The 13,827-nt window shown below is 60.4% G+C and carries 13 protein-coding genes; 8 read left to right on the top strand and 5 right to left on the bottom strand.

The window, feature by feature from the left end:
• Nucleotides 1-42 precede the first annotated feature (42 nt).
• The 5 genes from ACIGDJ_RS20345 (at nt 43) to ACIGDJ_RS20325 (ending at nt 6,870) form a co-directional block, all read left to right on the top strand.
• The gene (locus tag ACIGDJ_RS20345) at nt 43-984 is read left to right on the top strand and encodes a rhodanese-related sulfurtransferase (protein ID WP_101156384.1); all 942 of its coding nucleotides are present in this window, start codon (nt 43-45) and stop codon (nt 982-984) included.
• Between the two features lie 35 nt (nt 985-1,019).
• On the top strand, nt 1,020-1,622 hold the full coding sequence (locus tag ACIGDJ_RS20340) for a DsbA family protein (protein WP_178081144.1): 603 nt from the start codon (nt 1,020-1,022) through the stop codon (nt 1,620-1,622).
• A complete protein-coding gene (locus tag ACIGDJ_RS20335; protein WP_397479495.1) occupies nt 1,615-3,432 on the top strand; it encodes an ABC transporter ATP-binding protein in 1,818 nt (605 codons plus the stop codon). Before ACIGDJ_RS20340 ends, ACIGDJ_RS20335 begins: the two co-directional genes overlap by 8 nt.
• Before the next feature lie 137 nt (nt 3,433-3,569).
• Nucleotides 3,570-6,029, top strand: coding sequence for an EAL domain-containing protein (locus tag ACIGDJ_RS20330; protein WP_312999876.1), 2,460 nt, complete (start codon nt 3,570-3,572; stop codon nt 6,027-6,029).
• Nucleotides 6,030-6,108: 79 nt separating this feature from the next.
• Entirely contained in the window at nt 6,109-6,870 is a 762-nt protein-coding gene (locus tag ACIGDJ_RS20325; RefSeq protein WP_371918361.1) for a TenA family transcriptional regulator, read from the top strand.
• A gap of 120 nt (nt 6,871-6,990) precedes the next feature.
• Here the strand turns inward: ACIGDJ_RS20325 and ACIGDJ_RS20320 are convergent, their stop codons facing one another.
• Complete coding sequence (locus tag ACIGDJ_RS20320) at nt 6,991-7,917, bottom strand: GGDEF domain-containing protein (protein WP_101155384.1); 927 nt, start codon at nt 7,915-7,917, stop codon at nt 6,991-6,993.
• Nucleotides 7,918-8,073: 156 nt separating this feature from the next.
• Between ACIGDJ_RS20320 and ACIGDJ_RS20315 the strand changes: the two genes are divergently transcribed.
• Nucleotides 8,074-8,292, top strand: coding sequence for a hypothetical protein (locus ACIGDJ_RS20315; protein WP_157830849.1), 219 nt, complete (start codon nt 8,074-8,076; stop codon nt 8,290-8,292).
• On the opposite strand, the gene ACIGDJ_RS20310 is transcribed toward ACIGDJ_RS20315, so the two are convergent.
• The 4 genes from ACIGDJ_RS20310 to ACIGDJ_RS20295 are packed head-to-tail and all read right to left on the bottom strand — an operon-like array spanning nt 8,279 to nt 11,815.
• A complete protein-coding gene (locus tag ACIGDJ_RS20310) occupies nt 8,279-9,019 on the bottom strand; it encodes a YciK family oxidoreductase (protein ID WP_101155386.1) in 741 nt (246 codons plus the stop codon). The two genes, ACIGDJ_RS20315 and ACIGDJ_RS20310, sit on opposite strands and share 14 nt — an antisense overlap.
• A gap of 28 nt (nt 9,020-9,047) precedes the next feature.
• Nucleotides 9,048-9,719: an N-acetylmuramic acid 6-phosphate phosphatase MupP gene (gene mupP / locus ACIGDJ_RS20305; protein ID WP_016770929.1), complete on the bottom strand. Its 672-nt coding sequence runs from the start codon at nt 9,717-9,719 to the stop codon at nt 9,048-9,050.
• A gap of 4 nt (nt 9,720-9,723) precedes the next feature.
• Nucleotides 9,724-10,422 (bottom strand): bifunctional 2-polyprenyl-6-hydroxyphenol methylase/3-demethylubiquinol 3-O-methyltransferase UbiG, encoded by a 699-nt coding sequence (gene ubiG, locus ACIGDJ_RS20300; RefSeq protein WP_007908399.1) that lies wholly within the window; start codon nt 10,420-10,422, stop codon nt 9,724-9,726.
• Between the two features lie 58 nt (nt 10,423-10,480).
• Nucleotides 10,481-11,815 (bottom strand): TRZ/ATZ family hydrolase, encoded by a 1,335-nt coding sequence (locus tag ACIGDJ_RS20295; protein WP_101155388.1) that lies wholly within the window; start codon nt 11,813-11,815, stop codon nt 10,481-10,483.
• Nucleotides 11,816-11,923: 108 nt separating this feature from the next.
• On the opposite strand from ACIGDJ_RS20295, the gene mtnA reads away from it, so the two are divergent.
• Nucleotides 11,924-13,000, top strand: a complete 1,077-nt coding sequence (gene mtnA, locus ACIGDJ_RS20290) for an S-methyl-5-thioribose-1-phosphate isomerase (RefSeq protein WP_039760044.1) — start codon at nt 11,924-11,926, stop codon at nt 12,998-13,000.
• Nucleotides 13,001-13,434: 434 nt separating this feature from the next.
• A partial coding sequence (locus tag ACIGDJ_RS20285) for a DNA gyrase subunit A (RefSeq protein ID WP_397504601.1) occupies nt 13,435-13,827 on the top strand: 393 nt, incomplete at its 3' end.

Here is a 13,827-nt window from a genome sequence, read left to right as displayed (position 1 = left end):
CCGGTTCACCCTTTGCGAGGGTAGCCACCTGGAGAAATACCCATGACACAACCGATTGTCGTGGCGGCACTGTACAAGTTCGTCACCCTCGAAGATTACGTTGACCTGCGCGAGCCCCTGCTGCAAGCGATGGTCGACAACGGCATCAAAGGCACCCTGCTGATTGCTGAAGAAGGCATCAACGGCACCGTTTCCGGCACCCGCGAAGGCATCGACGGCCTGCTCGCCTGGCTGAAAAACGATCCGCGCATGATCGACATCGATCACAAGGAATCGTACTGCGATGAGCAGCCGTTCTACCGCACCAAGGTCAAGCTGAAGAAAGAGATCGTCACCCTTGGCGTCGAAGGCGTTGACCCGAACAAGAAGGTCGGCACCTACGTTGAGCCGCAGGACTGGAACGCGCTGATCAGCGACCCGGAAGTGCTGCTGATCGACACGCGCAACGATTACGAAGTGTCGATCGGCACCTTCGAAGGCGCCATCGATCCGAAAACCACCAGTTTTCGCGAGTTTCCCGACTACATCAAAGAACACTTCGACCCGGCCGTGCACAAGAAGGTCGCGATGTTCTGCACCGGCGGCATCCGCTGCGAGAAAGCCTCGAGCTACATGCTCGGCGAAGGTTTCGAAGAGGTTTACCACCTCAAGGGCGGCATCCTGAAGTACCTCGAAGAGGTGCCGCAGGAAGAAACCAAGTGGCGCGGCGACTGCTTCGTCTTCGACAACCGCGTGACCGTGCGTCACGACCTGACGGAAGGCGACTACGATCAATGTCATGCCTGCCGCACCCCGGTCAGCGTTGAAGATCGCGCCTCCGAGCACTACGTCGCCGGCATCAGTTGCCCGCACTGCTGGGACAAGCTCAGCGAGAAAACCCGGCGCAGCGCCATTGATCGGCAAAAGCAGATCGAACTGGCCAAGGCGCGCAACCAGCCGCACCCGATCGGCTACAACTATAAGCAAGCATCCACCGAGGCTTAACCATGTCTGCGCGCCTGCTCTATGTGATGGATCCGATGTGTTCATGGTGCTGGGGTTTTGCTCCGGTGGCCAAGGCACTGGTCGAGCAGGCGCAGGCAGCCGGGGTCGAGCTGCATCTGGTGGTTGGCGGTCTGCGCACCGGCAGCGGCTCGGCGCTGGAGCCGACCACCCGGCGTTACATTCTTGAGCACTGGCAAGCCGTCACCGAGGCCACCGGCCAGCCGTTCAAACTTGACGGTGCGCTGCCCGACGGTTTTGTCTACGACACCGAGCCTGCCTGTCGCGCCATCGTTACCGCGCGCAGTCTGGCGCCGGATTGCGCCTGGACATTGGTCGGGCTGATCCAGCAGGCGTTTTACGCAGAGGGTCGCGATGTCACCCAGGCCAGCGTGCTGGTCGAACTGGCGGAGCAGGCCGGGGTGCCGCGTATCGAGTTCGCCGCGTTGTTCGATCATGCCGATCAGCACAAGGCGACCCAGGCCGACTTCACGTGGGTGCAGGATCTGGGCATCGCCGGTTTCCCGACCCTGCTGGCCGAGCGCAACGGGCAACTGGCGCTGCTGACCAATGGCTATCAACCGCTCAGCGAGCTGTCGCCGTTGCTCGGCCGCTGGCTGGAGCGTGCGGCCTGTGTCTGACCTTGCCGATGACACGCCAGCCGTAGAGCGTGTCGACCGGCTGAGCTGGGCTGAAGTCCGGCGTCTGGCACTGCATCACAAAAAATCCCTGTGGATCGCCAATGGCGTGGCCGTGCTGGCGACGCTGTGCAGTGTGCCGATTCCATTGCTACTGCCGTTGCTGGTGGACGAAGTCCTGCTTGGCCACGGCGATGCCGCACTGAAAGTCATGAACCACTTCCTGCCGAGCATGTGGCAGCAGGCGGCGGGTTATATCGGCTTGATGCTGGTGGTGACCCTCACCTTGCGCTGCAGCGCTCTGTGTTTTGGTGTGTTGCAGTCGCGGCTGTTTGCGCGGCTGGCCAAGGATATCGTCTACCGCATCCGCGTGAGTCTGATCGAACGGCTCAAGCGCATTTCCCTTGGCGAATACGAAAGCCTGGGCAGCGGCACGGTGACCACGCATCTGGTCACCGATCTGGATACCCTCGACAAATTCGTCGGAGAAACCCTCAGCCGTTTCCTCGTGGCCATGCTCACGCTGGTCGGCACCGCGAGCATTTTGATGTGGATGCACTGGAAGCTGGCGCTGCTGATTCTGCTGTTCAACCCGTTGGTGATCTACGCCACGGTGCAGTTGGGCAAACGGGTCAAACACCTGAAGAAACTCGAGAACGACAGCACCTCACGCTTTACTCAGGCGCTGAGCGAAACGCTCGATGCGATTCAGGAAGTGCGCGCCGGCAATCGCCAGGGCTATTTCCTCGGGCGCCTCGGTTTGCGCGCGCAGGAAGTGCGCAATTACGCCGTCAACTCGCAGTGGAAAACCGACGCCTCGAACCGCGCCAGTGGTTTGTTGTTCCAGTTCGGCATCGACATCTTTCGTGCCGCAGCGATGCTCACCGTATTGTTTTCCGACCTGTCGATCGGGCAGATGCTCGCGGTGTTCAGTTACCTGTGGTTCATGATCGGCCCGGTCGAACAGCTGCTCAATCTGCAATACGCCTATTACGCGGCGGGCGGTGCGCTGACGCGGATCAACGAACTGCTGGCGCGCGCCGACGAGCCGCAGTATCCCGGTGGCGTTGATCCATTCAAGGGGCGCGACACCGTCGGCATCGAGGTGCAAGGCCTGAGCTTCGGTTATGGCGATGAACTGGTGCTGGATCAAATGAACCTGTCGATCCTGCCGGGTGAAAAAGTCGCGATCGTCGGCGCCAGCGGCGGTGGCAAAAGTACTTTGGTGCAGTTGCTCTTGGGGCTGTACACGCCAGCGGCCGGGAGCATTCGCTTCGGCGGATCGACCCAGCAGGAGATCGGTCTGGAGACGGTGCGCGAGAATGTCGCCGTGGTCTTGCAGCATCCGGCGCTGTTCAACGACAGCGTGCGTGCCAACCTGACCATGGGCAGGATGCGCAGCGACGAAGCCTGCTGGCAGGCGTTGGAAATCGCGCAAATGGCCGCGACCATCCGCGCGCTGCCCGACGGCCTCGACAGCATCGTCGGGCGTTCCGGCGTGCGTTTGTCCGGCGGCCAGCGCCAACGTCTGGCGATCGCACGGATGATTCTCGCCGAGCCGAAAGTGGTGATTCTCGACGAAGCCACTTCGGCCCTCGATGCCGCTACCGAGTACAACCTGCATCAAGCGATGGCGAAGTTTCTCAACGGCCGCACCACACTGATCATCGCCCATCGCCTGTCGGCGGTGAAACAGGCGGACCGGGTGCTGGTGTTCGACGGCGGGCAGATCGCCGAGGACGGCGATCATCGCCAACTGATCGCCGACGGCGGTCTCTACGCCAAGCTTTACGGCAACTTGCAACAGCACTGATCGAAACCCTCGCCGACCTGTCAGAGGTTCTGCGTGCGGTGTAACGCCGCGCCTTGCCTTGAACGAGAACCCCACCTAGTCTCGTCATAGCGAATTCGCCCGGAAGGCGAGCGGGCAGTGCTCATGCAAGGAATCTCATGAAGCAAAAGCAGACTCTGGGAACACCACGGTTGTTGGGTATCGTCTGGCCCTTTATTGCTGTCGTGGTGTTCCAGGCATTACTGGGGGGCGTGAGCCTTTACGTGCTCTCGGCCGTGCGTGGCTACGTGGCCGGCGAAAGCCTGTGGTCCAAGGGCCAGAAGGATGCCATCTATTACCTCAATCTCTACGCCGACAGCCGTGACGAGGCGATCTACCGCAAATACCTGACGGCAATTGCCGTGCCTCAGGGCGGTCACCAATTGCGTCTGGCGCTCGATCGTCAGCCGCCGGATCTGCAAGCGGCGCGCGAAGGCATTCTGCAGGGTGGCAATCACCCCGACGACGTCTCCAGCCTGATCTGGCTGTACCTGAATTTTCGCCACTTCAGTTATCTCGAAACCGCGATTGATCGCTGGACAATCGGCGATGCCTACCTCGACCGACTGCACGAAGTCGCGCAGGAGATGCATCAAGACATTGCCCGCAACCAGGCCAGCCCCGGCGATGTGCAGCGCTGGAAAGTGCAGATATTTGCCATCAACGATGCCGTGACCCCAGCGGCGAAAGCCTTCAGCGATGCCTTGGGCGAAGGCTCGCGGGTGATCATGCGCCTGTTGCTGTTTACCAACCTGGCCACTGCGCTGGGCCTGATCGTGCTGGCGCTGTGGCGCACGCACAAACTGCTCAGGCAGCGTCATGAATTTGCCCAGGCACTGCAACTTGAGAAGGATCGCGCACACATCACCCTGCAGTCGATCGGTGATGGCGTAATCACTACCGACGTCAACGGCGCGATCGACTACATGAACCCGGCCGCCGAAGCCATGACTCACTGGAAGGCCGAGCAGGCGGCGGGCCTGCCGTTGTCGGCGCTGTTCAACCTGCTTGACGAAAACGCCCAGACCGAAGGGCTGACGCTGATCGAGCACATTCTCAGCGGCCAGCTCAGCGGTGGTAGCGAACATTCCAAGCTGATCCAGCGTCTGGATGGCAGCACCCTGTCGGTGACTCTGGTCGGTGCACCGATCCGCAACGCCGGCAATGTCAGCGGCACGGTGCTGGTGCTGCATGACATGACGCAGGAGCGGCAATACATCGCCAATCTGTCCTGGCAGGCGACCCACGATGCGCTGACCGGGCTGGCCAACCGTCGCGAATTCGAATACCGCCTCGAACAGGCGTTGCACAACCTCACTCGCCAGCCCGGGCGGCATGCGCTGATGTTCCTCGATCTCGACCAGTTCAAACTGGTCAACGACACCTGCGGCCATGCGGCAGGCGACGAGCTGTTGCGGCATATCTGCACGCTGTTGCAATCGGGCCTGCGCGAGGGCGACACCTTGGCGCGGCTGGGTGGCGATGAGTTCGGTATCCTGCTGGAGAACTGCCCGCCGGAGGTCGCGGAGAAGATTGCCGAGAGCCTGCGTCAGACGGTGCAGAACCTGCATTTTGTCTGGAAAGGGCGGCCGTTCCTGACCACGGTCAGTATCGGTCTGGTGCATGTGGCGCAGAATCCAACCACCCTCGAGGCCTCGTTGCGTGCGGCGGACATGGCTTGCTACATGGCCAAGGAAAAGGGACGCAACCGCGTCCAGGTCTACCACGCCGACGATTCCGAACTTTCCATGCGCTTCGGTGAAATGGCCTGGGTGCAGCGCCTGCACATGGCGCTGGAGGAAAACCGCTTCTGCCTGTATGCCCAGCAGATCGCGCCGCTAAAACCGCAACCCGGCGAGGCCGGACACATCGAGATCCTCCTGCGTTTGCATGATGAGTCCGGGCGGATGATTTTGCCTGACAGCTTTATCCCGGCGGCGGAACGGTACGGTTTGATGACTCAGTTAGATCGCTGGGTAGTGCAGAACGTTTTCAAGGTTATTGCTCAGTGTATTGAGCAGGAACATGAACTTCCTTTAGCCATGTGTGCGATTAATCTGTCAGGCATTACTATCGGAGATGACGACTTTTTGCACTTCCTCAGGGACCAGTTCGTTAACTACGCTATACCGCCTGAAATGATTTGTTTTGAAATTACCGAAACCAGTGCAATCGCGAATCTAGGCAGCGCAATCCGTTTTATCAATGAACTCAAAGGTTTAGGTTGTCACTTTTCCTTAGATGACTTTTGTGCCGGAATGTCTTCATTCGCTTACTTGAAACATTTGCCTGTAGACTTCCTGAAGATCGACGGGAGTTTCGTAAAGGATATGCTGGACGACCCGATTAATCGGGCAATGGTCGAGGTGATCAATCACATCGGCCACGTCATGGGTAAGCAGACAATTGCCGAGTTTGTTGAAACTAACCAGATCGAACAGGCATTGCTTGAAATAGGTGTGGATTACGCTCAGGGTTATGTTATCGAGCGTCCGCAGTTGTTTACCTGTGACAGTTTGCAAAGTCGCCCTGCCAGACCGCAGCCGTTGTTGTTCAAAGCGCCTGGCACGTTCCGTTGAAGTCTCTCGCCGATCCTTGCCATCACAAATCAAAAGGAGCCGAACAGTGATCGACACATTCAACCGAACCGGACCCCTCATGGAAGCTGCAAGTTATCCTGTCTGGGCACAACAGCTCATTCAGGACTGCAGCGAGAGCAAGCGCCGGGTTGTCGAACATGAACTTTATCAGCGCATGCGGGACAACAAACTCAGCGCGAAAACCATGCGCCAGTACCTGATCGGGGGCTGGCCGGTCGTCGAGCAGTTTGCCTTGTACATGGCGCAGAACCTCACCAAGACCCGCTTCGCCCGCCATCCCGGCGAAGACATGGCGCGGCGCTGGCTGATGCGCAACATCCGCGTCGAACTCAACCATGCCGATTACTGGATGCACTGGAGCCGCGCCCATGGCGTCAGCCTCGAAGATCTCCAGGCCCAGCAAGTGCCGCCCGAGTTGCACGCGCTGAGTCACTGGTGCTGGCACACCAGCTCGGCGGATCCGTTAATCGTGGCGATTGCCGCGACCAACTATGCGATCGAGGGCGCGACCGGGGAGTGGTCTGCGGTGGTCTGCTCGACCGGCGTCTACGCGGCGGCGTTCCCGGAAGAGGATCGCAAGCGCGCAATGAAATGGCTGAAGATGCATGCCCAGTACGACGATGCCCATCCGTGGGAAGCGCTGGAAATCATCTGCACCCTGGCCGGCATGAATCCGAGCAAGGCTTTGCAGGCCGAGCTGCGGCAGGCGATCTGCAAGAGCTATGACTATATGTACCTGTTTCTGGAGCGGTGCATGCAGCTTGAGGCCTCGGAGCGGCTGGTGGTCAACCGCGAGCGCAGGACCGTCGTCGAAAGCTGATCTCAGGAAAAACATGTAGCAAATGTGGGAGCGGGCTTGCTCGCGGATGCGTAAGGTCATTCAACGGATTCGTTGTCTGGCAGACCGCATTCGCGAGCAAGCCCGCTCCCACGATTATTTTCAGCCAGCCATTGCCAGCCGATTACGCCCCTCGCGCTTTGCAACATAGAGCGCACTGTCGGCCCGGCGCAGCAAACTGTCCGCCGACTCGCCCGGCAACAGCGTCGAGCATCCCAGGCTTACGGTGATCTCGATCAATCGGCCATCGGCAAAATATTCCTCTGACTGCGTCGCCTGGCGCAAACGCTCACCGACCATCGCCGCCGCTTCTCGTCCGGTGTTGGAGAGCAGGATCAGAAACTCCTCGCCACCATAACGAAACACCATGTCGACGTTGCGCAGCTGCGCCTTGATCGATGCTGCAATAGCTTTGAGCACATCATCACCAGCGCCATGACCGTGTTCGTCATTGACCCGTTTGAAGTGGTCGATGTCGAGCATCAGCACTGACAGCGGCTGCGCATGCCGGCGCGACATGTCGATCTCGCGCTGCAAGGTCTGCTCCATGGCCACGCGGTTGCCGGCGCCGGTCAGAGGATCGCGCAAAGCGCTTTGGGTTGCGGCGCGATAGAGCAGGGCGTTGCGCATCGGGTACAGCAAGCAGGACAGCAGTGACTCGAGTTCGCCCTGTTCCTTGTCGTTAAAACGCTGATTGCGGCGAAACACCAGCTCGCCCATGTGCTCACCTTCGTGGCTCAGGGTGTAGCTGACCGGATGATGGCCGCGCGTGCCGAACTCCAGACGCAGGTCACTGGCCTGATGCACATAGCTGAGGGCATCCAGCGGCACCAGGCGTTGGATTTCACGAAAGAACAGGCCAAGGATGCGTTGTGGCTCAAGGCTGGTTTGCAGCTGCAGGCTCATTTGCTGACGAAGTTGCGCCAGGCTGGTCGGGCGCTCGATCCGCGCCGGCAGTTGACCGAAGCCCAGGCGCTGCAATTTGGCACTGTCAAAGTCAATTGCATGGGTCTGGGAAGGCGATTTCATATGGCGTGAGCCCCTAAGCAGTAAGTCTGTCTTACAGGCTGGGTGAGAGCGGCTATGGGCTGCGCGTCGTACTGATCCATCAGTCCCGTAGGACGTTTGGCGTAAGTTTAGTCTGCCGCAAGACGATCAGTCAGCTATCGAAATCGGCGTTGCCCCATGGCCATCACACGGCATGTTTTGAGGGAATTTAGAGCGAAACACGTGCCATTCGGTTCGATTTTATTTAAAGCTTTTCGAATCAATGACTTGCTGGCGGCTGCGGAACTGCCGCGCTGGATAATTGGCGGCGGCGCGAAGCTAATGATCAACAATGACTTGCCGCGACAGCATTCTGCCGCGGCAACAAATGCGACGTATGGCGTTATTGGGCGTTGAAAGCCTGGCCGTTAACGCCCGCACTGTCGGGGCCCATCAGGTACAGATAGACCGGCATGATCTCCTGCGGCGTCGGGTTGTTCAGCGGGTTTTCCCCCGGATACGCCTGAGCGCGCATGCTGGTGCGGGTGCCGCCGGGGTTGATGCTGTTGGAACGCACCGGCGCCACGCCTTCGACTTCGTCGGCAAGGGTTTGCATCAGGCCTTCGGTGGCAAACTTCGACACACCATACGCGCCCCAGTACGCACGACCCTTGCGCCCGACGCTGCTGGAAGTGAATACCACCGAGGCGTCCTGCGAGAGCTTGAGCAGTGGCAGCAGGGTGCTGGTCAGCATGAACATTGCGTTGACGTTGACCTGCATCACGCGCATGAAGTTTTCGCCGGAGAGCTGTTCGATTGGCGTGCGCGGACCGATGATCGAAGCGTTGTGCAACAGGCCATCGAGGTGGCCGAACTCGGTTTCGATCATCGCTGCCAGCTCATCGTACTGATGGGGCAGGGCGGTCTCGAGGTTGAACGGTATCACCGCCGGTTGTGGATGGCCGGCGGCCTCGATTTCGTCGTAGACCTCGGTCAGGTTGGCTTCGGTCTTGCCCAGCAGCAACACGGTCGCGCCGTGAGCAGCATAGGTTTTCGCCGCAGCCGCGCCGATGCCGCGCCCGGCACCGGTAACCAGAATGACCCGATCCTTCAGCAGTTCAGGGCGAGCGGTGTAATCAAACATAAAACCCTCATAGTCCTTTTGATTTTGATCAGCAGCTGCACAGCGCGCTGTCGAGCACCTTGCGCAACTCCAGCGGATGATCCACCACCACGTCCGCGCCCCAATGCCGTGGGTTGTCGTCGGGGTGAATGTAGCCGTAGGTCACCGCAGCGGTCTTGGTGCCGGCGTCGCGACCCGACTCGATATCGCGCAGATCATCGCCGATAAACAGTACCGTCGACGGATCCAGATCAAGCATCTTGCACGCGAGGATCAATGGCTCCGGATCCGGCTTGCTGTTCTTCACGTGATCGGGGCAGATCAGCAGCGCCGAACGCTCGGCCAGCCCCAGGCGTTGCATGATCGGCTCGGCGAAACGCACCGGTTTGTTGGTGACCACGCCCCAGATCAGGTTGGCTTTCTCGATATCGGCGAGCAGTTCGCCCATGCCGTCGAACAATTTGCTGTGCACCGCGCAACCGACCAGATAACGCTCTAGAAACTCCAGGCGCAGCTCTTCGAAGCCTGGCGATTCCGGGTCCATCGAGAACGTCACTGCAACCATCGCCTTGGCGCCGCCGGAAATCTCGTCGCGGATATGCTTGTCGTTGATCGGCGGCAAACCACGATCGGCGCGCATCGCCTGGCAGATGGCGATGAAGTCCGGCGCGGTGTCGAGCAGCGTGCCGTCCATGTCGAAAAGTACCGCTCTGATGGCCATCGGCTTATTCCTCGCGCAGGGTCTGGATCATGTAGTTGACGTCAACATCGTTGGCCAGCTTGTAGTGTTTGGTCAGCGGGTTGTAGGTCAGGCCGATGATGTCCTTGACGGTCAGGCCGGCCATGCGGCTCCAGGCGCCGAGCTCGGACGGGCGGATGAACTTCTTGAAATCGTGAGTGCCGCGCGGCAGCAGCTTCATGATGTATTCGGCGCCGATGATTGCGAACAGGTACGCCTTCGGGTTGCGGTTGATGGTCGAGAAGAACACCTGGCCGCCCGGCTTGACCATGCGGAAGCAGGCGCGGATCACCGAGGATGGATCCGGCACGTGCTCGAGCATTTCCAGGCAGGTTACGACGTCGAACTGCTCGGGCATTTCTTCGGCGAGGGCTTCGGCGGTGATCTGGCGATATTCGACGCTGACCCCGGATTCCAGCTGATGCAGTTGTGCAACCGCCAGCGGCGCTTCGCCCATGTCGATACCCATCACCGTGGCGCCGCGCTGAGCCATGGCCTCGCTGAGGATGCCGCCGCCGCAGCCGACGTCGAGGACTTTCTTGCCGGCCAGATTGACCCGTTCGTCAATCCAGTTGACGCGCAGCGGGTTGATGTCGTGCAGCGGCTTGAATTCGCTTTCGCGGTCCCACCAGCGATGGGCCAGGGCCTCGAATTTGGCGATTTCGGCGTGGTCGACGTTGCTCATGTTCAATTCCTCGAAAAACCTGAAAAGGGCTGTAGCCGCGAATATTGCGCCGCGGTGTTTACGATTCGGTGTGGCCGCTGATGCGCTGGCCCCAGTGGCGGGCGGTCTCGCCCAGCTGTTGTTCGTCCATGCGGGTCAGGCGTCGGTCGTCGAGCAGTTGCTTGCCGGCGACCCACAAATGTTTCACGCAATCGCGACCGGTGGCGTAGATCAGCTGCGACACCGGGTCATACACCGGTTGCTGCGCCAGGCCGGACAGGTCGAAGGCGACGATGTCCGCGGCTTTGCCGATCTCCAGCGAGCCGACCTGCGCCTCGATCCCCAGCGCACGCGCGCCATTGAGGGTGGCCATGCGCAAGGCGCGATGGGCGTCCAGCGCGGTGGCGGAACCGGCGACAGCTTTGGCCAGCAGGGCGGCGGTGCGGGTTTCGCCGAGCAGATCAAGATCATTGTTACTCGCCGCGCCATCGGTACCGACGGCCACATTGACCCCAGCCTGCCACAAACGCTCGACCGGGCAGAAGCCGCTGGCCAGTTTGAGATTGGATTCCGGGCAGTGGATCACGCTGCTGTTGCTTTCTACCAGCAGCGCCAGGTCGTCATCGCTGATCTGGGTCATGTGCACGGCCTGGAAGCGCGGGCCGAGCAGGCCAAGACGAGCGAGGCGCGCCAGTGGCCGCTCGCCGGTTTGCTCCACGGCCTGCTGCACTTCGAAAGCGGTCTCGTGCACGTGCATGTGGATCGCGGCGTCCAGCTCCTCGGCGATCACCCTGATTTTCTCAAGGTTCTCATCACCGACGGTGTAGGGTGCATGAGGACCGAAAGTGATCTTGATGCGCTCGTGGTGCTTGAGATCGCCGAACAGCTCGACGCCCTGACGAATGGCTTCGTCGGCGCTGCTGGCGCCGGGGATCGGGAAATCGAGAATCGGAATGGCGATTTGCGCGCGGATGCCGCTGTTGTGCACGCGCTCGCTGGCGACTTTCGGGAAGAAGTACATGTCCGAGAAACAGGTGATCCCGCCCTTGATCTGCTCGGCGATGGCCAGATCGGTGCCGTCACGGACGAACGCTTCATCGACCCATTTGCCCTCGGCCGGCCAGATATGATTTTCCAGCCAGGTCATCAACGGCAGGTCATCGGCCAGGCCACGGAACAGCGTCATCGCCGCGTGGCCATGGGCGTTGATCAGGCCGGGGGCGAGCAGCACATCCGGCAATTCACGGATTTCAGTCGCGTTACACTTCAGCGCTTCGGCGCGCGGGCCGATAAACACGATGCAACCATCACGGATGCCCAGACCGTGGTCCTTGAGTACCACGCCTGCAGGTTCGACGGGGACCAGCCAGGTCGGCAGCAATAACAGGTCGAGCGCAATGGCAGGTTTCGGCATCGAGGGTCGGTTCCAGTGCTTTTGTAAAGGATGGCGAAGTATACCCGAGCGTCTTCGCGGGGGGATCGCTATAATCGGCGGCTTTTGTTCATGAGTGCGGGGTGTGGGATGCGCGATCGACTGTTGGCTGCGGAGAAAGTAAAGGCCATCGATTGGCGTGATGGCGCGCTGCACCTGCTGGATCAGCGTATTTTGCCGTTCGAGGAAACCTGGATCGCCTACACCAGCGCCGCCGGCGTGGCCGAGGCGATTCGCTCGATGGTCGTGCGTGGCGCGCCGGCCATCGGCATCAGCGCAGCGTACGGCATCGTCCTCGCGGCGCGAGCGCGGATTGCCGAGGGCGGCGACTGGTACGCGGCGCTGGAAGAGGATTTCGCCTTGCTGGCCGATTCCCGTCCGACCGCGGTGAATCTGTTCTGGGCGCTGGGGCGCATGCACGACCGCCTGGATCGGCTGAAAAGCAACGCCGATCCGCTGGCGGCGCTGGAAGCCGAAGCCGTCGCCATTCACGAAAGCGATCGCGAAGCCAACCTGACCATGGCGCAACTCGGCGTCGACCTGATTCGCAAGCATCAGGGCAACGCTCAGGCGATTCTCACTCACTGCAACACGGGCGCGCTGGCCACCGGCGGTTTCGGCACCGCGCTGGGCGTGATCCGCGCGGCTTATATAGAAGGCATGGTCGAGCGCGTTTACGCCGACGAAACCCGGCCGTGGCTGCAGGGCTCGCGCCTGACCGCATGGGAGCTGGCCAACGAAGGCATCCCGGTGACCCTGAACGCCGACTCCGCCGCCGCGCACATCATGAAAACCAAAGGCGTGACCTGGGTGATCGTCGGCGCTGACCGCATTACTGCCAATGGCGACGTCGCCAACAAGATCGGCACCTATCAACTGGCAGTGAACGCCATGCACCACGGCGTGCGCTTCATGGTGGTGGCACCGAGCTCGACCATCGACATGAACCTGGCCAGCGGCGATGACATTCCGATCGAAGAGCGTGATGGCGCCGAGTTGCTGGAAGTCGGCGGCAAGCGCGTCGGTGCGGACGTTGAGGCGTTCAACCCGGTGTTTGATGTAACGCCTGCTGACCTCATCGATGCGATCGTCACCGAGAAAGGCATCGTCGAACGCCCGGACACCGCGAAAATGGCCCAGCTGATGTGCCGCAAGCGTCTGCATTGACTCCGGCATATTTCATGTAGGCGCTGCCGAAGGCTGCGATCTTTTGATCTTGCTTTTTAGAGGTCAGGATCAAAAGATCGCAGCCTTCGGCAGCTCCTACAGGTGTGCGTCCCCCTAAAAGTCAATAAACATCGCTAATCCAAGCCACAAATCTGCATTCAACGAAGCTCTGAGCCTCTCTCGTCCCCCTCAAGCCTGTCATCAGTCAACTAACTATGCTCCATGCGCATCTGGGGGATAGGTGCGTGGCGGCCTTTGTGATAACATCCGGCGTTTTCCGAGGCGGCTCCACGGAGCTGTCTTCACTGCGCAAATCCGCGATCCAATGTTGATTTGTCGTAAGTCGGCGCATGGCACTCGGCCGGCCCCGACGAGCTTCGTTGCTCCCACATGGAAATGACGAAGTTTCACCAGAAAAAGGAATCAGGCTTCTCATGGGCGAACTGGCCAAAGAAATCCTCCCGGTCAATATCGAAGACGAGCTGAAACAGTCCTACCTCGACTACGCGATGAGCGTGATCGTCGGCCGTGCACTGCCGGATGCGCGCGATGGCCTCAAGCCCGTGCACCGTCGCGTACTGTTCGCGATGAGCGAGCTGGGCAACGACTACAACAAGCCGTACAAGAAATCTGCCCGTGTCGTCGGCGACGTGATCGGTAAGTATCACCCGCACGGTGACACTGCCGTGTACGACACCATCGTTCGTATGGCCCAGCCTTTCTCCCTGCGCTACCTGCTGGTCGACGGCCAGGGCAACTTCGGTTCGGTCGACGGCGACAACGCCGCGGCCATGCGATACACCGAAGTGCGCATGACCAAGCTGGCG

The organism is Pseudomonas sp. NPDC079367 (assembly GCF_044542195.1).
Lineage (GTDB): Bacteria > Pseudomonadota > Gammaproteobacteria > Pseudomonadales > Pseudomonadaceae > Aquipseudomonas.
Note: the sequence above shows the minus strand (reverse complement) of the source record. Positions and strands in the feature narration are given on the sequence as shown.